This is a genomic window from Gordonia sp. N1V (genome assembly GCF_029269935.1).
In the GTDB taxonomy this organism is placed as follows: domain Bacteria; phylum Actinomycetota; class Actinomycetes; order Mycobacteriales; family Mycobacteriaceae; genus Gordonia; species Gordonia polyisoprenivorans.
The window spans coordinates 398,744-417,595 of sequence record NZ_JARJDD010000001.1 but is presented as its reverse complement, the minus strand read 5'-3'; the positions used below and the strand labels follow the sequence as shown (position 1 = coordinate 417,595).

At 68.2% G+C, this 18,852-nt stretch carries 17 protein-coding genes; 9 read left to right on the top strand and 8 right to left on the bottom strand.

Annotated features, from left to right (window positions below; translation table 11 throughout):
- Positions 1-88: 88 nt before the first annotated feature.
- Together P3L18_RS01870 and cofC are read right to left on the bottom strand one after the other, a co-directional pair.
- Complete coding sequence (locus P3L18_RS01870; RefSeq protein WP_079930267.1) at positions 89-2,272, bottom strand: RNA degradosome polyphosphate kinase; 2,184 nt, start codon at positions 2,270-2,272, stop codon at positions 89-91.
- A gap of 38 nt (positions 2,273-2,310) precedes the next feature.
- Positions 2,311-3,081: a 2-phospho-L-lactate guanylyltransferase gene (cofC, locus tag P3L18_RS01865; RefSeq protein ID WP_276113048.1), complete on the bottom strand. Its 771-nt coding sequence runs from the start codon at positions 3,079-3,081 to the stop codon at positions 2,311-2,313.
- Between the two features lie 129 nt (positions 3,082-3,210).
- Here cofC and P3L18_RS01860 point away from each other — a divergent pair, with 129 nt between their 5' ends.
- Positions 3,211-4,218, top strand: a complete 1,008-nt coding sequence (locus tag P3L18_RS01860; RefSeq protein WP_026920014.1) for an NAD(P)H-dependent glycerol-3-phosphate dehydrogenase — start codon at positions 3,211-3,213, stop codon at positions 4,216-4,218.
- A 19-nt stretch (positions 4,219-4,237) separates the two neighbouring features.
- On the opposite strand, the gene P3L18_RS01855 is transcribed toward P3L18_RS01860, so the two are convergent.
- Together P3L18_RS01855 and P3L18_RS01850 are read right to left on the bottom strand one after the other, a co-directional pair.
- The gene (locus P3L18_RS01855; protein ID WP_006370589.1) at positions 4,238-4,846 is read right to left on the bottom strand and encodes a DUF3515 domain-containing protein; all 609 of its coding nucleotides are present in this window, start codon (positions 4,844-4,846) and stop codon (positions 4,238-4,240) included.
- Positions 4,847-4,903: 57 nt separating this feature from the next.
- Positions 4,904-5,149 carry an Lrp/AsnC ligand binding domain-containing protein gene (locus tag P3L18_RS01850; RefSeq protein WP_014360508.1) on the bottom strand — a complete coding sequence of 82 codons (246 nt, stop codon included), beginning with the start codon at positions 5,147-5,149 and terminating at the stop codon, positions 4,904-4,906.
- A 160-nt stretch (positions 5,150-5,309) separates the two neighbouring features.
- On the opposite strand from P3L18_RS01850, the gene P3L18_RS01845 reads away from it, so the two are divergent.
- The 3 genes from P3L18_RS01845 (at position 5,310) to P3L18_RS01835 (ending at position 7,714) form a co-directional block, all read left to right on the top strand.
- Complete coding sequence (locus P3L18_RS01845) at positions 5,310-6,413, top strand: thiamine-phosphate kinase (protein ID WP_079930265.1); 1,104 nt, start codon at positions 5,310-5,312, stop codon at positions 6,411-6,413.
- 96 nt (positions 6,414-6,509) lie between these two features.
- The gene (locus P3L18_RS01840) at positions 6,510-7,031 is read left to right on the top strand and encodes a gamma carbonic anhydrase family protein (protein WP_006370592.1); all 522 of its coding nucleotides are present in this window, start codon (positions 6,510-6,512) and stop codon (positions 7,029-7,031) included.
- A 2-nt stretch (positions 7,032-7,033) separates the two neighbouring features.
- A complete protein-coding gene (locus P3L18_RS01835; protein WP_006370593.1) occupies positions 7,034-7,714 on the top strand; it encodes a uracil-DNA glycosylase in 681 nt (226 codons plus the stop codon).
- Between the two features lie 223 nt (positions 7,715-7,937).
- Here the strand turns inward: P3L18_RS01835 and bluB are convergent, their stop codons facing one another.
- The 3 genes from bluB to rpmB all read right to left on the bottom strand — a co-directional run bounded on the left by bluB (position 7,938) and on the right by rpmB (position 9,689).
- On the bottom strand, positions 7,938-8,594 hold the full coding sequence (gene bluB / locus P3L18_RS01830) for a 5,6-dimethylbenzimidazole synthase (RefSeq protein ID WP_276113047.1): 657 nt from the start codon (positions 8,592-8,594) through the stop codon (positions 7,938-7,940).
- Positions 8,575-9,387, bottom strand: a complete 813-nt coding sequence (locus P3L18_RS01825) for an enoyl-CoA hydratase-related protein (protein WP_276113046.1) — start codon at positions 9,385-9,387, stop codon at positions 8,575-8,577. The genes bluB and P3L18_RS01825 overlap by 20 nt, the downstream gene beginning before the upstream one ends.
- Before the next feature lie 110 nt (positions 9,388-9,497).
- On the bottom strand, positions 9,498-9,689 hold the full coding sequence (gene rpmB / locus P3L18_RS01820) for a 50S ribosomal protein L28 (RefSeq protein WP_006370596.1): 192 nt from the start codon (positions 9,687-9,689) through the stop codon (positions 9,498-9,500).
- 423 nt (positions 9,690-10,112) lie between these two features.
- Here rpmB and P3L18_RS01815 point away from each other — a divergent pair, with 423 nt between their 5' ends.
- The 3 genes from P3L18_RS01815 to P3L18_RS01805 all read left to right on the top strand — a co-directional run bounded on the left by P3L18_RS01815 (position 10,113) and on the right by P3L18_RS01805 (position 14,882).
- Positions 10,113-11,756, top strand: a complete 1,644-nt coding sequence (locus P3L18_RS01815) for a DAK2 domain-containing protein (RefSeq protein ID WP_276113045.1) — start codon at positions 10,113-10,115, stop codon at positions 11,754-11,756.
- Positions 11,756-14,152: an ATP-dependent DNA helicase RecG gene (gene recG / locus P3L18_RS01810; protein ID WP_276113044.1), complete on the top strand. Its 2,397-nt coding sequence runs from the start codon at positions 11,756-11,758 to the stop codon at positions 14,150-14,152. The genes P3L18_RS01815 and recG overlap by 1 nt, the downstream gene beginning before the upstream one ends.
- Before the next feature lie 64 nt (positions 14,153-14,216).
- Complete coding sequence (locus P3L18_RS01805; RefSeq protein WP_346348415.1) at positions 14,217-14,882, top strand: HNH endonuclease family protein; 666 nt, start codon at positions 14,217-14,219, stop codon at positions 14,880-14,882.
- A 45-nt stretch (positions 14,883-14,927) separates the two neighbouring features.
- Here P3L18_RS01805 and P3L18_RS01800 read toward each other — a convergent pair whose 3' ends face one another.
- Positions 14,928-15,599 (bottom strand): fasciclin domain-containing protein, encoded by a 672-nt coding sequence (locus tag P3L18_RS01800; protein WP_079930259.1) that lies wholly within the window; start codon positions 15,597-15,599, stop codon positions 14,928-14,930.
- Positions 15,600-15,845: 246 nt separating this feature from the next.
- On the opposite strand from P3L18_RS01800, the gene P3L18_RS01795 reads away from it, so the two are divergent.
- Together P3L18_RS01795 and P3L18_RS01790 are read left to right on the top strand one after the other, a co-directional pair.
- Positions 15,846-17,417, top strand: coding sequence for a molybdopterin-dependent oxidoreductase (locus P3L18_RS01795; protein WP_276113043.1), 1,572 nt, complete (start codon positions 15,846-15,848; stop codon positions 17,415-17,417).
- A gap of 153 nt (positions 17,418-17,570) precedes the next feature.
- Complete coding sequence (locus P3L18_RS01790) at positions 17,571-18,842, top strand: glutamate-5-semialdehyde dehydrogenase (RefSeq protein ID WP_014360499.1); 1,272 nt, start codon at positions 17,571-17,573, stop codon at positions 18,840-18,842.
- Positions 18,843-18,852: the final 10 nt, after the last annotated feature.

The following is an 18,852-nucleotide window of genomic DNA, read 5'->3' as shown; positions in this document are numbered from 1 at the left end:
CCTGGGACGCGGGCGATCGTAACCGACCACGGTTACCGTACGGTGTCGACCCACCCCGGCAGGATCATGCGCCCGAGTCCCGGCGGTGTCATGCGCCCGAGTCCCGGCGGCGATTCCGCCGCATCATCTGTCGCTGATGATCGCGCACCTCTTCACCCGCGGCGGGGGAGGCCACCCAGCTACCGTCGGAATGCAGCACCCAGCACCGGGTTCGCGGATCGAGGGCGGAGGAGAAGATATCGGCGAGTTCACCGGTGAGGCGCTCATCGCGCACCTGCACCATCACCTCGATCCGACGATCGAGGTTGCGGTGCATCATGTCCGCGCTGCCGATCCAGTACTCGTCCTGCGCCCCGAAATGCATGATGCGCGAATGCTCCAGGAACTGTCCCAGGATCGAGCGCACCACGATGTTGTCACTCACACCCGGCATCCCCGGCCGCAATGCGCAGATTCCGCGTACCACGATCTCCACCGGAACCCCGCTCTGCGAGGCCCGATACAGGGCGTCGATGACCTGCTCGTCGACGAGTGCGTTGGCCTTCAAACGAATCCGCGCGCGCTCGTCGCCCTCGTGATGAGCGAGGATCTCCCGATCGATCCGATCGACGATTCCCGAACGGATGCCGTTCGGGGCGACCAAGATGTTGCGGTACTCGGTCTTGCGCGAGTAACCGGTCAGCGTGTTGAACAGATCGGTCAGGTCGGCGCCGATATCCGGTGCGGCGGTGAGCAACCCGACGTCCTCGTACAGCCGGGCGGTCTTCGGATTGTAGTTGCCGGTTCCGATGTGGCAGTAGCGCTTGATCGTCGAACCCTCACGCCGCACCACCAGGCAGGTCTTGCAGTGCGTCTTCAGGCCGACGAGACCATAGACGACGTGGACACCGGCCTGCTCGAGTTGACGCGCCCACTTGATGTTGGCCTGTTCGTCGAAACGTGCCTTGATCTCCACGAGCGCCACGACCTGCTTGCCCGCTTCGGCGGCGTCGATGAGCGCGTTGACGATCGGCGAATCACCCGACGTGCGGTACAGCGTCTGCTTGATCGCCAACACGTGCGGATCGGCAGCAGCCTGTTCGATGAACCGCTGAACGCTGGTCGAGAACGAGTCATAGGGATGATGGACGAGCACATCGCCTTCGCGCAGGGTGGAGAAGACACTCTTGGGCGTCTCGCGTTCACCGAACGCCGGATGTGTTGCGGGAACGAACGGACGATCCTTCAGGTGCGGACGATCCAGACCGTAGATCTCGAACAGCGAGGACAGGTCGAGCAATCCGGGTACCTGGATGACGTCGGCCGGATTGACGTCGAGTTCCCGCAGCAGCAACTCGAGCATGTGCTCGCTCATGTCGTCGGCGACCTCGAGACGCACCGGTGAACCGAAACGGCGACGGGCGAGTTCGCGTTCGAGAGCCTGCAACAGGTCCTCGTCGCGATCCTCCTCGACCTCGAAATCGGCGTTGCGGGTGATCCGGAAGACGTGATGCTCGACGATCTGCATCTCCGGGAACAGATGTTCCAGATTCGCGGCGATGAGGTTTTCCATCGGCAACAGCACGGCGGGGTGGTGGCCGCGGCCGTCGGCCACCGCCGACCCGGGAGCGAGCTGGTCGACGCGGACGAAACGATTGACGTTGTCGGGCACCTTGACTCGCGCGAAGTGCTCGCCGCCCTCGTTCGTGTCCTTCACCGTCACCGCCAGATTCAGCGACAGCCCGGAGATGTAGGGGAACGGATGGGCCGGATCGACGGCGAGCGGGGTGAGTACCGGGAAGACCTGCTCGTGGAAGTGCTCCACCATCCGCTTCTGCTGATCGGCATCGAGCTCCGACCACGACACCACGTGAATTCCGTTGTCCGCCAAGTCGGGTCGTACCGAATCGAGGAACACGCGGGCATGCCGGTCGGCGAGGGTCTGGGTGCGCCCGGCGATGCGCAGCAACTGCTCGCGGGGGGAGAGGCCGTCCGCGGACCGCACCGACAAACCGGTCTCGTCGCGGCGTTTGAGCCCGGCGACCCGCACCATGAAGAACTCGTCGAGATTCGAGGCGAAGATCGCGAGGAACTTCGCGCGCTCGAGCAACGGCAGCGACGTGTCCTCGGCGAGTGCGAGCACACGCGAATTGAAGTCGAGCCAACTGAGTTCGCGATTCAGATAGCGGTCCTCTGGCAGATCGGCCGATTCGTCTGGTGCCAGGGTGGCCGCCGGCGGGGCGCCGGGGATCGCGGTGAGTGGCTGGGTCGAGGTGTCGTCTGCGGGGCTCACCGCTCAATCATGACGCATCGGTCCGGCGAGCCGAAGCCTCACCGCCCGGCCCGGGACCACCACGACGCCCGACGTCGCGTAATCGGTCCGTCGAGACCGAGAACAGCTCGCGTGTGCGCTCCCACTCCCAGAGCGACCGCGGCCTCGAGGTCGGCAGCGGTGTCGACATCGGTGCGCAGATCCGGCCAGCGCCGGTGCGCCGGATCGATCTCGAGTGCTCCGTCGGCGCGATGCGCGGCGGCCGAACCGATTCCGAAGCGCGGCAGTCGAACATCGTCGGCGGGACGCAGGAGAAGCGCGGTCCCGTCGCCGCCGGCGTCGGTGACCAATGCGTACGGGATCTCGGCGCATTCGTCGAGTACGGTGCGGATGCTGGCGGCGTCTGCGGCCGGGAGATCGGCCTGCACCATCAGCACGCCTCGGATGTCGCGCCGGTGGGCGCGTATCCACTCCGCCCCCTGCGCGTAGGCATGATTCAGTGACGAGTCCGGGCGTGCGACCTCCGGCAAGGCCAGGGCCCCGGCGGCGGCGACCGCACGCAGAACGTCGTCGTCGGGGCTGACCACGACGATCGGACCCAGTCCCGCCGACCGCACCGCCGCCAGGGTGTCGAGCAGCATCGAGAGCACCAGCTCGCCGTGCTCACCGATCCGTGTCACCGGCGATGCCGCGGCTGCTGGTCCGGGTGCCGTGCTCGGTGGGATGCGGGACGCGGCGAGACGGGTCTTGGCGGCACGGAGGTGTTTGACGACCAGAACGGCGGCCACCGCCGGCGTCTGCACGTGATCGTTGCTGTTCTCGCCTCCCACGCTCCCATGATGGACGACGCGGCGCAGTCGGCGCCGACCGCGTGCCCACCGGACACCCCAATCACGGTGGATGGGCATCGGCCGCGGGCTAGGGTGAAGGCCACAATCGATCGGTGAAGGGGAGTGGACGTGCGCGCGGTGGTCATGGGTGCCGGGTCGTGGGGGACCGCGACGGCGAAGGTTCTGGTCGACGCGGGAACCGACACCGTGTTGTGGGCCCGCCGGCCCGAGCTCGCCGAGACGATCAACGCCGAGCACACCAACCCCGACTATCTCACCGGCATCGCCCTGCCCGAGCAACTCCGTGCCTCCAGTGACCTCGAGGAGGTATTGCCCGACGCCGACATCGTCGTGTGCGCGGTGCCGTCGCAGTCGTTGCGCGACAACCTGACCGCGTGGAGGCCGCATCTCGGCTCGGACGCGACGCTGGTGTCGCTGGCCAAGGGGATCGAGACGCATTCGTTGATGCGGATGAGCGAGGTGATCGCCGAGGTCGGCGAGGTGTCAGAGGATCGGATCGCGGTACTGACCGGGCCCAACCTCGCGCGGGAGATCGCCGAGGGACAGCCGGCGGCAACGGTGATAGCCTGCCGCGATGAGCAACGCGCAGAAGCGTTGCAGAGCGCCTTCAACACCGGTTACTTCCGTCCGTACACCAACACCGACGTTGTCGGTTGTGAGATCGGTGGCGCGGTGAAGAACGTGATCGCCCTGGCATGTGGGATGGCCAGCGGTGTCGGATTCGGACAGAACACCCTGGCAACCATCATCACCCGAGGCCTGGCCGAGACGATCCGGCTCGGTGTCGCCGTCGGCGCGCACATCGAGACCCTCGCCGGTCTGGCCGGCATCGGTGATCTGGTGGCGACGTGCTCATCTCCGTTGTCGCGCAACCGAACCTTCGGTGCGCGACTCGGCGAGGGGGCGACAATGGAACAGGCGCAGGCCGCCACCAACGGGCAGGTCGCCGAAGGCGTGAAGTCGTGTACGTCGGTGCGTGCGCTCGCCGAACGTCACGAGGTGTCGATGCCGCTGACCGATGCAGTCCACGGTGTGTGCCATTCCGGGATGTCGGTCGCCGACGCGGTCGCGTCGTTGCTCGGCCGTACCACCAAGCCCGAGGTCTACCGGGACTGATCCGGGTACGGCTCGCCGATCACCCGAAATCCAAAGGCCCGGTGGGTAATACGCGACCGATCGCGGCCGAGACGTCGGTGATCGAGGAGTTTCCGCCACTGACCGGAACCCACAGCGCCACATAGGGTCGGTGATCGACACACACATAGGCCTGCCCACGGTTCTCGATCGTGTCGGTGATGAACCACTGCACACCGTTGACCGTCTGCAGTCGGCTCGACGGGGCGAGTTCGCTCGGCCGGTCCACACCACAGCGTACGGTCACCGGGTCGCCGCCGTCGGAACCCTTCCACGTTGCGGTGTCACCGTCGACCTGTTTGGTGCCGAACCCCTCGAACGACTCCGGTAGCGCGGCCATCAGCGTCGCGCACCGGCCGGCATCGGCGGACGTGGCCGCCGTGTACGAATCGACCGGGGTCTGCTGCTGATCCGACGACTTGAGTGCCGCATAGGTGATGAATCCGACGATGACCATGATCGGGATGGTGACGAGCGTGGCGATCAGCGCCGGGCTCAATCGCGGCCCCGAGCCGCCCTCGTATCGAGCGTGATCGGGCTCGCCGGTGGTCGTCTCGGTGGGCTCGGATTTGTCGCGCCCATCGCCGGCGGAGTCTTCGGGGCTACTCACACGCCTCACCCTAACCGTGCCGGGACCTGCACTCCGCGCTGCCCGTGCCGAGTCGTCTCAGTGCGCGGTGGTCACCACCGGGCAGGTGAGGGTTCGGGTGATGCCGTCGACCTTCTGGATCTGCGGGACCACATCGTTACGCAGATGCGCGGCGTCGGCGGCGTCCACCCGGACGATCACGTCGTACGGTCCGCTGACCTCTTCGGACGAGGCGACCCCCGAGATCTCTGCGATGGTCGCTGCGGCCAGAGCCGCACGTCCGACCTCGGTCTGGATCAGTATGTAAGCCTGAACCACGGCCATCCTCTCCACATCTTCCACGTCGCGGGAATCGGGCTGATGACCCCGCAGGCGGTGCCGCGGCGAACGGGCTCACAACGCCCGAACCACTACACTGCTGGGACACATTGTCGCTGACAACCCCGTGGGTGGCGAGTTGGCACCGCGAGGGAGGGGAGTCGAGGTGGGCACCGAGCCCCTCGGTGGTCGGCCCGATCACGGTGTTGACCACGGCCGGCACGACGTCGGCCGGCACGAGGTCGACAGGTCGGAGGTCGACAGGTCGGCGGTCGACAGGTCGGCGACGCTCGGCGAGGTGGGGGAGCGAGCGATCATCGCGATGTTCACCTCAGCGGTTGCGCACCGGCCCGAATCGTCGTCCGGCAGCGACATCGTGATCGGGTCCGGTGACGACGCGGCGGTCTTCGACGTCGGGCCGACCGTCATCAGTACCGACACCGCGGTGCAGGACCGCCACTTTCGACTCGAATGGTCCGGTGCCGCACAGATCGGTGCGCGTACCGTCGTGCAGAGTGCCGCCGACATCGCCGCGATGGGCGGCCGGACGACTGGAGCGGTTGTGGCGCTGGCCTGTCCGCCGCAGACCACGGTCGGTTGGCTGGCCGATCTGAACACCGGCATCGTCGATGCCGCGCATCGCCTCGGGGCGCGGGTGCTCGGCGGTGATCTCGTGGCCGCCGACGAGATCGTGGTGAGCATCACCTCGGTCGGCGCCCTCGACGGTCTCGCACCGGTGACATTGTCCGGGGCGCGTGCCGGCGATCTGCTGGCGGTCAGTGGTCCGCTGGGATCGGCGGCGGCCGGGTTCGCGGTGGTCTCCCGATCCGGTGTCGCGCCGATGGCGCGGTGGCAGCGCGACGCCGATCCGCGTGCGACGGTGGTCTCGGCGTTCCTGTTGCCGGCGCCGGATCTCTCCCAGGGTGTCCTCGCCGCGCGCGCGGGGGCTCACGCCATGACCGACATCTCCGACGGCCTGGTCGAAGAACTCCGCACGATGGCCGCCTCCTCCGGGGTGTCGCTGGCCGTCACCGGAGATGCGGTGCCCAGATGCGCGGAGGTCGACCAGGTCGCCGCCCTGCTGGGTGCCGACGCACGGACCTGGGCGCTGACCGGTGGGGAGGACCACGAACTGTTGGCGTCGTTCGCGCCCGGCGCGGTACCGCCCGGGTGGACCGAGATCGGCGAGGTGCGACCGGGACCGGCCCGCGTCACCATCGACGGCGCCGACATCGCCGGGCTCAGCGGGTGGCGCGCATTCGATCGGTGAGGCACCCGGCGGTCGGTGCTCGACGGTCGGTGCTCGCCACGGGCATTCGCGGGGTGGCGGACCGCGACGAGTCCCGGCGGTGATTAGATCACCACCATGGCGATCTATGCGCTCGACGACCGAGAACCGGAACTGGGGGAGGACGTCTACGTTCATCCCGATGCGACCGTCATCGGCGCGGTGACACTGGCCGACGGCGTCTCGGTGTGGCCCGGCGCAGTGCTGCGCGGTGACTACGGCACGATCACCATCGGTCGGCGCACCAACATCCAGGACGGCACCGTCATCCATTGCACGCCGATCCATCCGACCGTCATCGGTGCGGGCTGCGTCGTCGGCCACAATGCCCACATCGAGGGCTCGACCATCGGTGACGATGTGCTGATCGCGTCGGGGTCGGTGGTGCTCAATGGCTCCACGGTCGGAGCGGGTGCGATCGTCGGGGCCGGCGCGGTGGTCCCCTTCGATGCCGAGGTGCCCGCACACCGGATGGTGCTCGGCATCCCCGCGAAGTTGCGTGAGGGATACGAGGTGCCGCCCGGACATCTCGAGATGAACGTCGAGATGTATTTCCAGAACGCCCAGCACTACCGGACATCGCTACGGAGGCTCGACTGATCATGGCGCCCAAGCCACTTGCCGAACTCCTCGATCCCGGTTGGGCACACGCACTGGAACCGGTGGCCGACGTCATCACCGAGATGGGGCAGTTCCTGCGTGCCGAGAACGAGTCCGGGCGCGGTTACCTGCCCGCCGGACAGAATGTGTTGCGCGCCTTCACCAGTCCTTTCGACGATGTTCGGGTACTCATCGTCGGTCAGGACCCCTATCCCACACCGGGGCACGCGGTGGGTCTGAGTTTCTCGGTGGCGCCGGAGGTTTCGCCGATTCCGCGGTCGCTGGCCAACATCTACACCGAGTACTGCGAGGACCTCGGCTATCCGCGCCCGGCCAACGGTGACCTGACACCGTGGGCCCGCAATGGTGTCCTGCTGCTCAACCGCGTGCTGACCGTGACGCCCGGAGAACCGGCCTCACACCGCGGAAAGGGTTGGGAGAAGGTCACCGAATGTGCCATCAAGGCGCTCGTCGACCGGGACGAACCGCTGGTGGCCATTCTGTGGGGGCGTGATGCCGCGGGCCTGCAGCAGTGGATGCCCGACGTGCCGGCCATCGTCTCGGCGCACCCCTCGCCGTTGTCGGCGAGTCGCGGGTTCTTCGGGTCACGGCCCTTCAGTCGCGCCAATGCCGAACTCGAGGATCTCGGCGGCGAGCCGGTCGACTGGCGCTTGCCGTCCTGAGCGTCCGCGCGTCTGAGTCCCTGAGCGCCCCCGCGCCCGAGACTTCACCGACGGCGCCCTTCATTTCGCCGACGGCGCCCGATATTTCGCCGACGGCGCCTGCCGGGGTGCCGATGGCGCCCGCTGCCGTCGGTGCCGAGCGCGGTCGGCGTCGGGGAGAGCGCTGTCGGCGGAAATCCGAGCGCTGTCGGCGGGGTCGAGGCTGTTGCCCGACGCCGGCAACTCAGCGGGAGAAGCGCCGCGCACCCGGATCGGTACGTTCCTGCCAGCCGACGCGCTCGAGTTCGGGGACGTCCGTGATGGTTTCGGGGTATCCCAGGCACAGATAGGCGGTGAGTGACCAGGTGTCGGGCACCTCGAGAGTGCGGTGCGCGGCCGCGGCGTCGAGGATCGAGACCCATCCGACGCCGACGCCGTGTGACCGTGCGGCGAGCCACAACGCGGTGACGGCCGCCACCGTCGAGTAGTCGAGCGTCTCCGGCATGGTCGCTCGCCCGAGACCGTGCCCTTGGGGCAGTTCATGATCGGTGAACACCGCGAGGTGGACGGGGGCGTCGTCGAGCCCGGCGAGCTTGAGCCCGGCGTAGAGCCGCGCACGTTCACCGTCGTAGCCGTCCAGTGCGTCGACGTTGCACCGCGCGAAGTTCTCCCGGATCTGTCCACGGCACCGCGGTGATCGCACCTCGACCCATCGCCACGGCTGCGAGTTGCCCACCGACGGAGACAATTCGGCGCGATGCAGGATTGTGTCGAGCAGGTCCGCATCGATCGGGTCGGTACGGAACCGGCGGACATCACGCCGCAGGGCGAACAATCGATCGAGATCGTCGCGGAAGTCCGGGCCGAACTCGGCGGCGGTGTCAGTTGTCGCGTGCGGCAACGAAATCCGGGCTTCGCTTGGCGATGAAGGCGTCGATTCCCTCGATCCCCTCGGGCTCACCACTGCGCTCGGAGATCGACCGGGCCTCGGCGAGAAGGTGTTCCGGCAGTGACGTGGTCGCCGACGCGGTGAGCAGGTGTCGGGCCGCCGAGAGCGCAGCGCGCGAACCGGAGGCGAGGGTCTGCGCCACCGCTTCGGCCTCGGTGACGATCGCGTCGTCGTCGACGACCCGGGACAGGATGCCGATCGAGAGCGCCTCCTCGGCGCGGATCACGCGGTTGGTGAGGATGATCTCGCGAGCACGGGCTGCGCCAACCGCCCTCGGCAGGGTCCAGGACATGCCGCCGTCGGGGGTCAGACCGATTCCGGCGTAGGCGGGTCGCAGAGCCGTCGAGGTTCCGCCGATCGCGATGTCGGCGTGGAGCACGATGCTCATGCCGGCACCGGCGGCCCAGCCCTTCACGGCCGCGACGACCGGGCGGTCGGCGCCGGCGAGTGCGAGTACGAAGGCATGGAAGTTGTCGGCGACCTCGCGGAGGTAGGCCGGACGGTCCGACGCGTCGGCGAAGGCGCGGACGTTGCCGCCGGCACAGAAATTGGCGCCGGGACCGGTGAGGAGGATCGCACCGACCTCGCGCTCGCCGCGGGAGATCTCGTTGAGTGCCGCGGTGGCCTCGCGCAGTGCGGTGTCGTCGAGGGGGTTACCGGCCGAGGGGCTCGACACGGCGATGGTCAGGATGGCGCCGTCCTGGGTCACGGGAGAGCGGCCTGCGGCGTCGGGGGTGGCAGTCATGTCCGTCACCTTAGCCGGGACACGAAAAAGACCCGACCCCGGCCCGAGCGTTCGCTCGGTGGGTCGGGTCTGCTCGCCGACGATCGCAGGTCGTACGACCCGGAAGTCGGTCAGACCAGGGAGGTCTTGCCGGCCTTCAGGCAGGAGGTGCAGACGTTCTTGCGCTTCCGGTTACCCGGGGCGACCTCGACGCGGACCGACTGAATATTCGGATTCCACCGGCGGTTGGTGCGGCGGTGCGAGTGCGAAACGGACTTGCCGAAGCCCGGACCCTTGCCGCAGACGTCACAGACGGCAGCCATAACGAACTCCTCGGGGGTGAGTGGTGTGTGGTTCTCGGTCAGCCCGCCGTCACAAGCTCCGAACGGGCGCGACGACAGCGCGCGCCGTATACCGGAGCCACGTTGGCGGCAAGGCAACCGTGCAAGGATAGCGGGCCCGGCCGTCGCCGACCAAATCCGTGCCGGACTCCCATCGCGGCGATGTGGGGAGTCCCGGCCCTGCGGAGTCCCGTCCGACACCGTCGGTCCTCGCGAGTAACCTCGACCACAGTTGTCGGCGACGCCGGCAGCTGCGGTGATTCGGTGCTCGCGCGGGTCGAGGATGCGCGTTGTCGGTGGGAGGTGGTCGTGGCGGCGTTCGATGGTGGCATGACCGATGGTGTGGGCGGCGAGGGGGCTGCAGAGCACGGGGGCATGGCGCACGGGGGTGCGACACATGGGGGTATGACACAGACGATGAGCCCGGCGCTGCTGCGTGACTGGGCTGCGGCGAGCGCCGACGGGCTCGAGGCGGCGCGCGGAGAGATCAACGACCTCAACGTCTTCCCCATCCCGGATTCCGACACCGGCAGCAACATGGCCTACACGATGCGCGCCGCCGCCGATGCCGCCGTGGCCCTGCCCCACGATGCCGACATCGCAGCGGTGGCCCGCACACTCGCCGACGCCGCGGTGGCCGCCGCGCGGGGCAATTCCGGGATCATCCTCTCGCAGGTCCTCGTCGGGGTGGCCGACGCCGTCGAGGTCGCGGCCCCCGGGGAGTTGTCGCTGTCCTATCTCGCGAGCGCAGGCCTGCGTCTGGCCGGGCTCGCCGCCCGCCGCGCGGTCAGCGAGCCGCGCGAGGGGACGGTCCTGACCGTCATTTCGGTGGCCGCGACGACTGCGGCCGCCCACGCCGACGACCCGCCGGGCGATCTCGTGCGTGCGGTGGCCGACCGCGCCGCCGAAGCCCTCGACCGGACCACCGATCAACTGCCCGAGCTCGCCTCCGCCGGCGTGGTCGATGCAGGTGCACGCGGCTTCCTGGTGTTGCTCGATTCGCTGGTCGCGGTGATCACCGGGGTATCGGCGCGGCGTCGGCGCTACCGGGGTTCGCTGATGGGCGGCGGACGACCGGGCCATCCCGACGATGCGACGTGCTCGGGCTCCTCGGAGATGGATTTCGAGGTGATGTACCTGCTCGACGGCGCCGCGGGCGAACACATCGGTGCCCTGCGCGACGAACTCGACCGCATCGGCGACGCCGTCGTCATCGTCGGCGACAGCTCCAGCGGCGACGGCGAGCGGTTCTCGGTGCACGTCCACACGTGCGAACCGGGCAAGGCGGTACAGGCCGGGTTGGCCGCGGGGCAGATGTCGGACATCCGGATCAGCTGTTTCGCCCTCGACGCCATCCGGTCGCAGGTCGACTCGGCCGAACCGCCGCCGCGATACAAGCGGGCCATCGTCGCCGTGGTCAAGGGGCAGGGAGCCGCTGCGCTGTTCGCCGACGCGGGCGCCGCGGTGGTGCGCGCCGACGGCGGGGTGAGCACCGACATACTGGCGCAGGCGATCCGCGACACCGACGCCGCGCACGTCATCGTCATGGCCAACGGTGCGATGACCAGCCAGGATCTCGTGTCCGTCGCCGCCGACGTCCGATCACAGCAACGGTCGGTGGTGTCGCTGCCGACCCTGTCGATGGCCCAGTGCCTGGCTGCGCTGGCCGTACACGACCCGGGGGAATCCGCCGACGCCGATGCCTATGCGATGGCCGAGGCGGCGGCCGGTGCCCGATGGGGATCCCTGCGCCGCGCCGAAGGCCGCATGATGACCCTGGCCGGCACCTGCGAGGTAGGCGACATCCTGGGACTCATCGGTTCGGACGTGCTGGTGATCGCCCCGGATCAGACCGAGGCCGCGACCGCACTTCTCGACCTCATGTTGGCCACCGGTGGCGAGATGGTGACGGTGCTGGCCGGTTCCGAGGTCGACGATGCCGCGCTGGACGCGCTGGCCGAACATGTGCGGCGCAACTATGCGGGCATCGAGTTGAGCGTGTACGCCACCGGTCAGGGCGACGACCTGATCCAGGTCGGGATCGAGTAGTGGCGGCCAGGCGCACCTCGACCGGTCGGTCCGGACGTACCCCCGCGGCGACGGACGACGCCGTCACGGTTCCGTCGGTGACCCCCGGGACGGTCACGCTGTCCGACGAGCTGGCCGGTGTCCTCGGCCCGAAGACGGCCGCGGGTCTGGCGACCATCGGGATCTCGACCGTCGGCGAACTGCTCCGGTATCCGCCGCGCCGCTACGTGCGGCGCGGCCAGCCCTCGGCGTCGGAGGAACTCGAGGAGGGCGAATGGGTCACCATCGTCGGGCGCGTCACCAAGGCGAACATGGCGTCCATGAAGTCGCGTCCCGGAAAAATTCTCCGGCTGTCGGTCATGGACGAGAAACGAACCTTCGAGGTGAGTTTCTTCAATCCCTACAGCGTCGCGCGTGCGCTCACCACCGGCCGGAAGGTGATGTTGGCCGGCACGGTGAAGTTCTTCCGGAGTCAGCCGCAGTTGACCCATCCGCAGTGGCTGGTGCTGCCGGAAACCGGTGAGGACCTGGAGAAGGTCGTCGGCAGCCCGATGATGATGGAGATGTACGAGATCGAGCGCGCCGCAAGCGAATCCGATCCCTCGGCGCCCAATCCGATGCTTGCACTGTTTGATCGGTCGATCATCCCGATATACCCGGCGACGAGTACCTGTCAGACATGGGAGATATGGAGCGCCGCGCGTCGTGTCCTCGACCTCGTCGGACCCCTGCCCGACGCCCTCGATGACGCGCAACGTCGGAAACGGTCGCTCATCCGTACCGACAACGCGGTCCGTTCGGTCCACCTGCCCGAGGCCGACGGCGAGATCCGCCCGGCCCGTGAGCGCATGAAATTCGATGAGGCACTGGCGATCCAGCTGGTCCTCGCGCAGCGGCGACTCGCCGGGCGCACCGACACCGCACCGATCTGCCCGCACGTACCGGGCGGCCTCGAAGACCAACTGCTCGCCCGGCTGCCGTTCACACTGACGACCGGACAGCAGGCTGTCGCCGAGGAGATCGGTACCGACCTCGGTCGCGACGAGCCGATGAGTCGGCTCCTGCAGGGCGAAGTCGGCTCGGGCAAGACATTGGTGGCGTTGCTCGCGATGCTGCGCATCGTCGACAACGGCCACCAGTGCGCACTTCTTGCGCCCACCGAAGTGCTTGCCGCGCAGCACTATCGAACGATCTCGGCGATGCTCGGTGACCTGGGCTCGGCCGGCCGGCTCGGCGCCGCCGACGGTGCCACCCAACTCGCACTGGTGACCGGATCGATGAAGACCAAGGACAAACGCGAAACCCTCCTCGACGTCGTCACCGGGCAGGCCGGCATCGTGATCGGCACCCACGCCCTTCTCGAGGAGAACGTCAGTTTCTTCGATCTGGGCATGTTCGTCGTCGACGAGCAGCACCGGTTCGGTGTCGAGCAGCGCGACACGCTCCGCGGGCGTGGCCGCGACGGCATCGCACCGCACGTGTTGGTCATGACGGCAACGCCGATCCCGCGCACCGTCGCGATGACCGCATTCGGTGATCTAGACACCTCGGTGCTGACCGAACTACCGGCCGGCCGCCAGCCCATCACCACCAACGTCGTGCCCATGGGTAAGCAACGGTGGGTCGATCGGGCCTGGGAGCGCGTCGACGAGGAGGTTGCCGCGCACCGTCAGGTCTACGTGGTGTGCTCACGCATCGGGGACGATCCCGATGCGCCGAAGAAGGCAGCGCCGAAAAAGGCGACAGTGCGCAAGGGCCGCACGCCCGCACGAGGTGCCGACGCCGATGGTGACGGGCCCGAGGAGGAGACCGTTGCGGTGATCGATCAGTTCCACGAACTGCTCGCGGGTCCGCTCGGTGGGCATCGGATCGCGATGCTGCACGGACGCATGCCGGCCGAGGAAAAGGCCGAGACGATGGATGCGTTCGGCCGCGGCGAGATCGACATCCTGGTGTCGACGACGGTCATCGAGGTCGGAGTCGACGTGAAGAATGCGACGACGATGGTGATCGTCGATGCCGACCGGTTCGGCGTCAGTCAGCTCCATCAGTTGCGCGGACGCGTGGGCCGCGGTGGACTGCCCGGCCTGTGCTTGTTGATGACCAGGGTGTCGCCGGGTTCGAAGTCGATGGAACGACTCGAGGCGGTCGCTGCGTCCAATGATGGATTCGAGCTCGCCCAGATCGATCTCCAACAGCGAAGGGAGGGTGATGTCCTCGGTTCGCTGCAGTCCGGCGGCAAGACGTCACTGCACTTCCTGTCGCTGCTCGACGATGCCGAGATCATCGCCGACGCGCGGGATCTCGCGCAGGACATCGTCGCTGCGGACCGGACACTGGCCGACCACCCTGCGATGGGTGCTCTGGTGGACGCGATCCTGGTACCGGACAAGATCGCATACCTGGAGAAGTCGTAGCGGCCGAGCCGTTCTCGGTCGGCTCGTCGCGCCCGCGGGGATCACCTGGCCGCTGCGGCGGTGGGTGCTTCTTCTCGCGGTGGTGGCCACGGCGGTAGCCGTCGCGGTGACCGTCCATCTCGACCGACAGGCGCCCGATGCGGCCCTGCACGCCGATGCCCGCCGCGCGCTGCAGTCGCTGAGCCGGATGACTGTGGTACCCCACCGACCCGATCGTGACGACTATCAACGGTCGGCGTTCGGTGTGGCATGGACCGACGCGGTCTCGGTCACCGGCGGACACAATGGTTGCGACACCCGAAACGACATCCTGATGCGTGACCTGTCGGATGTCACCGTCGGGTCGGTACGCAGTTGCCCGACGGCCGTGTTGACCGGAGAGTTCCGCAGCCCGTACACCGGTGCGACCGTCGTCTTCCGCCGGGACCGGTCCGCGATCGGCGTGCAGATCGATCACATTGTGCCGCTGTCACTGTCATGGGATCTGGGTGCGTGGTCGTGGCCGGCGCAGCGTCGCGTCGAGTTCGCCAATGACCCCGCCAATCTGGTTGCGGTCGATGCCGCGTCGAATCAGGCCAAGAGTGACGGCGAGCCGGCCGTGTGGATGCCGCCGCTGCGTGCGTTCCACTGCCGGTATTCAATTCAGTTTGTTGCGGTCGCCGACACCTACCGGCTGGCCATCGATGCGGCCAGCCGGCAGGTGCTCACCGACGTACTCGATTCCTGTTGAGAACCGATCCTGTTGGGAGTCAGCGGTTTCGATGCCGGGGCGGGGTCAGCTCGGGGGCATCAGCACCGAATCGACCAGGTAGACCGTCGCATTGGCGGTCTTGATGCCACCGCAGACGACCGAAGTGTTGTCGTTGACCTTGATGTCGTTGCCGGACCCGGTGACCGTCACCGTGGCACCCTCCAGCGACTTGTGCTGGCCATCGATGTCGGCGGGCGGAATCTGGCCGGACACCACGTGATAGGTGAGGATCTTGGTCAGCATCGCCGAGTCGGTCTTGAGCTGGTCCACGGTCGCCGCGGGGAGCTTGGCGAAGGCGGCGTCGGTCGGCGCGAAGACGGTGTACTGCCCGTTGTTCAGCGTGTCCACCAGGTTGACCTGTGGATTGAGCTTGCCGGAGATGGCCTGCGTCAGTGTCTTGAGTTCGGGGTTGGCTGCCGCTGCGGTGGCCACCGGTGCCATGGCCATCCCGTTCACCGAGGCCGGACCACTGGGGTTGGCCTGTGCGTATGCGGCGCAACCGCTTCCGACGAGATCCGCCGCCGGGGCGGCGCTTTCGCTCATGCTGGTCATGCCGCTCATCCCGGACATGCTGCTCGTCGCGGTCGACGTCGACGAGCCGGAGTCGTCACTACTGGAACATCCGGTCACCAGGCCGGCTGCGAGTACGAAACCCGATGCGGCCAGGGTGATTCGGGTTGCTGCGGTGGTTCGCATGTTCTTCCTCACTGTGGACGGAATGAGCCAGCCCGAGTGGGCGTGCTCACACAGTCATTCGCTTCCCCCGGCGCCGCGGATGGGTCGCGCACCGAGAAACTTTCCGGTACGTCCCGCGGTGCGTGCGGCCCGGAGGGGTTGGAGATCCGTTGAGGCACGGACCCATCCGGTGGGTGACACCGTGCGAACCCTTGACGAGGCAGCCGGCTGATCGGTCGGCATGTCACCACGGCGAGAGGTCGGTCAATGCATCGAACCGCAGGACGCTACCTTCGGGCGATGACGGTGGGGGTGCTGTCGGTGGGGGTGGGTCTCGTCGCGGGAGAACTCATCGCGGCCCTGGCCGTTGCACCCGCATCGCCGGTGGGTGTGGTCGGTGCGCAACTGATCGACCACACGCCGTCGGCGATCCGTGAGTGGGCCATCGACACCTTCGGTACCTCCGACAAGACCGCGTTGCTGAGCGGTATCGCGGCGGCCGTCGTCGTACTCGCTGCGATCGCCGGAGTCCTGCAGGTCGCCAGACCCCCGATGGGAGCGGCGGTGATCGGCGCCTTCGGTGTCGTGGGCGTCGTGTGTGCGGTGACCCGACCGACCGGCACCGCGCTCTACGCGGTGCCGTCGTTGTGCGCAGGCGTGATCGGCATTGTCGTTCTCGTCGTCCTGAGTCGGCGTGCGATCGGCAGCCGTCACCGGCCCGAACCCGAGCCCCCCGAACCCGAGGACGCTCAGCCTGTCGCCACCGTCGGGTGGTCGCGCCGTCGTTTCGTCGCGGTCTCCGGCGGGATCGCCGTGCTGATCGCGGCATCGGGGTATGCCGCCCGCCGGATCGCCGCGACCGGCGGCGCCGTCGCCGAACGTATAGGACTTCGCCTGCCCGCGGTTCGTGACGCCGCCGCACCGATAACGCCGTCGATGGGCGTGCAGCTCCCCGGCGCCACCCCGTTCCTGACGTCCGCGGCCGACTTCTACCGCATCGACACCGCACTCGCGGTTCCGCAACTCACCACCCGACAGTGGCGATTGCGCATCCACGGCATGGTGGCCCGTGAGCTCACCCTCGACTGGGACGATCTGATGGCGATGCCCGCGCGGGAACGCGTGGTGACGCTGACGTGCGTGTCCAACGAGGTGGGCGGCGACCTCGCGGGCAACGCCCGATGGCTCGGCTACCCGATGGCCGAGATCCTCGCCCGGGTCGGTGCCGAGGCCGACGCGGACATGTTGTTGTCGACGAGCGTCGACGGGTGGACCTCGGGTACCCCGTTGTCGGCGATCACCGATGGCCGCGACGCGATGCTGGTGATCGGGATGAACGGGGCGCCCCTACCACTCGAGCACGGCTACCCGGTCCGCCAGGTGATCCCCGGACTGTACGGCTTCGTCTCGGCCTGCAAATGGGTGATCGACTGGGAGATCACGCGATTCGACCGCGCACAGTCGTACTGGACCAAGCGTGGTTGGGCCGAGAAGGCGCCGATCAAGACGGCGTCGCGCATCGACCGGCCCGCACCCTTCGCCTCGCTGCCGGTCGGACCGGTGGTGGTCGCGGGAACCGCCTGGGCCCAACATCGCGGCGTGCGGTCGGTGCAGGTCCGCGTCGACGACGGGCCGTGGCAGGAGGCGACACTCACGTCGGAGTACTCCATCGACACCTGGCGGCAATGGACCTGGACGTGGGACGCCCAACCAGGCCAGCACACGCTCTACTGCCGGGCCACCGACGCCACCGGTGCCACCCAGCCCGACACACGCGTGCCACCCATTCCCGACGGCGCGACGGGCTGGCACAGCCGGGTGATGACCGTGCAGCGCTGAGGCATCGTCGGCGGGTGGGCCCGACGTGGGGAGCCGTCGGTGGCCGCACGTACTCTGGTGGTCGGCCTCTGCTGGTCGTCATAGCCCACCAGGAGGCGTGCCGACCAGGAGACATCACCGAACACGCACCGCCGCACAGCACCGGGAGAATCCATGAGCGCACCCGCCGTCAGCCCCACCGACAGCGGTGTCGAGCAGACCGTCACCGATCTGGCCACGGCCGCCAAGAGCGCATCCCGCGCTCTGGGCCGGCTGACCACCGCCGCCAAGAACGAGGTGCTCATCGCAGCCGCCGAGCAGATCGAGGCCGCGACCGAGTCGATCATCGCCGCCAACGCCGAGGATCTCGCCCGCGCCGAGGAATCGGGGATCGAGGGCAGCCTGCTCGACCGGCTGAGGCTGACACCCGAGCGGGTGGCCGGAATCGCCGCAGGTCTGCGCCAGGTCGCCGCACTGCCCGATCCGATCGGGGAGATCGTCGCGGGCAAGACACTGCCCAATGGACTGCGACTGCGTCAGGAACGTGTCCCGCTCGGGGTGGTCGGCATCGTCTACGAGGCGCGGCCCAACGTCACCGTCGATGCCTTCGGAATCGCCTTCAAATCCGGCAACGCCGTGCTGTTGCGCGGCTCGTCGTCGGCGGCGGCGTCGAACGCCGAATTGGTACGGGTCCTGCGGGACACCCTGCGCGCCAACGGGGTCACCGCGGATGCGGTCGCGTTGCTGCCCAGTGAGGACCGCGCCAGCGTGACGGCCCTCATCCGGGCGCGGGGACTGGTCGACGTGGTCATCCCGCGCGGCGGAGCGGGGTTGATCAACGCCGTCGTCGCCAACGCCACCGTGCCGACCATCGAGACCGGCACCGGCAACTGCCATGTCTACGTGCACGCACTCGCCGACGTCGACGTCGCCACCCGCATCGTCCTCAACGCCAAGACGCGGCGGCCCAGCGTGTGCAACGCCGCCGAGACGGTGCTCATCGACAAGGCGATCGCCGCCGAGGCGATGCCGAAGATCAGCCAGGCCCTCCGGTCGCAGGGAGTCGTCATCCACGGCGACGAGGCCGATATGGAACCCGCCAGTGACGCCGACTGGGCCGACGAGTACCTCTCACTCGACATCGCGATGAAGATCGTCGACGATCTCGACGCCGCCGTCGCCCACATCGACACCTACGGCACCGGACACACCGAGGCCATCATCACCACCGATCTGGCCGCGGCCCAGGAGTTCACCGACCGCGTCGACGCCGCCGCGGTGATGGTCAACGCCTCCACCGCATTCACCGACGGTGAGCAGTTCGGATTCGGTGCCGAGATCGGCATCTCGACGCAGAAATTGCATGCGCGCGGTCCGATGGGTCTGCCCGAGCTGACCTCCACCAAGTGGGTCGTCTGGGGCGACGGCCACATCCGCCAGGCGTGAGAGGGGTCCC

What these genes read in the sequence shown, in the direction of transcription:
- P3L18_RS01850 (WP_014360508.1), bottom strand. Translation starts at nt 5,149, where the DNA reads ATGGCCGTGGTTCAGGCTTACATACTGATCCAGACCGAGGTCGGACGT.
- P3L18_RS01840 (WP_006370592.1), top strand. Translation starts at nt 6,510, where the DNA reads ATGGCGATCTATGCGCTCGACGACCGAGAACCGGAACTGGGGGAGGAC.
- P3L18_RS01835 (WP_006370593.1), top strand. Translation starts at nt 7,034, where the DNA reads ATGGCGCCCAAGCCACTTGCCGAACTCCTCGATCCCGGTTGGGCACAC.
- P3L18_RS01825 (WP_276113046.1), bottom strand. Translation starts at nt 9,387, where the DNA reads ATGACTGCCACCCCCGACGCCGCAGGCCGCTCTCCCGTGACCCAGGAC.
- rpmB (WP_006370596.1), bottom strand. Translation starts at nt 9,689, where the DNA reads ATGGCTGCCGTCTGTGACGTCTGCGGCAAGGGTCCGGGCTTCGGCAAG.
- P3L18_RS01815 (WP_276113045.1), top strand. Translation starts at nt 10,113, where the DNA reads ATGACACAGACGATGAGCCCGGCGCTGCTGCGTGACTGGGCTGCGGCG.
- P3L18_RS01800 (WP_079930259.1), bottom strand. Translation starts at nt 15,599, where the DNA reads ATGCGAACCACCGCAGCAACCCGAATCACCCTGGCCGCATCGGGTTTC.
- P3L18_RS01795 (WP_276113043.1), top strand. Translation starts at nt 15,846, where the DNA reads ATGCATCGAACCGCAGGACGCTACCTTCGGGCGATGACGGTGGGGGTG.
- P3L18_RS01790 (WP_014360499.1), top strand. Translation starts at nt 17,571, where the DNA reads ATGAGCGCACCCGCCGTCAGCCCCACCGACAGCGGTGTCGAGCAGACC.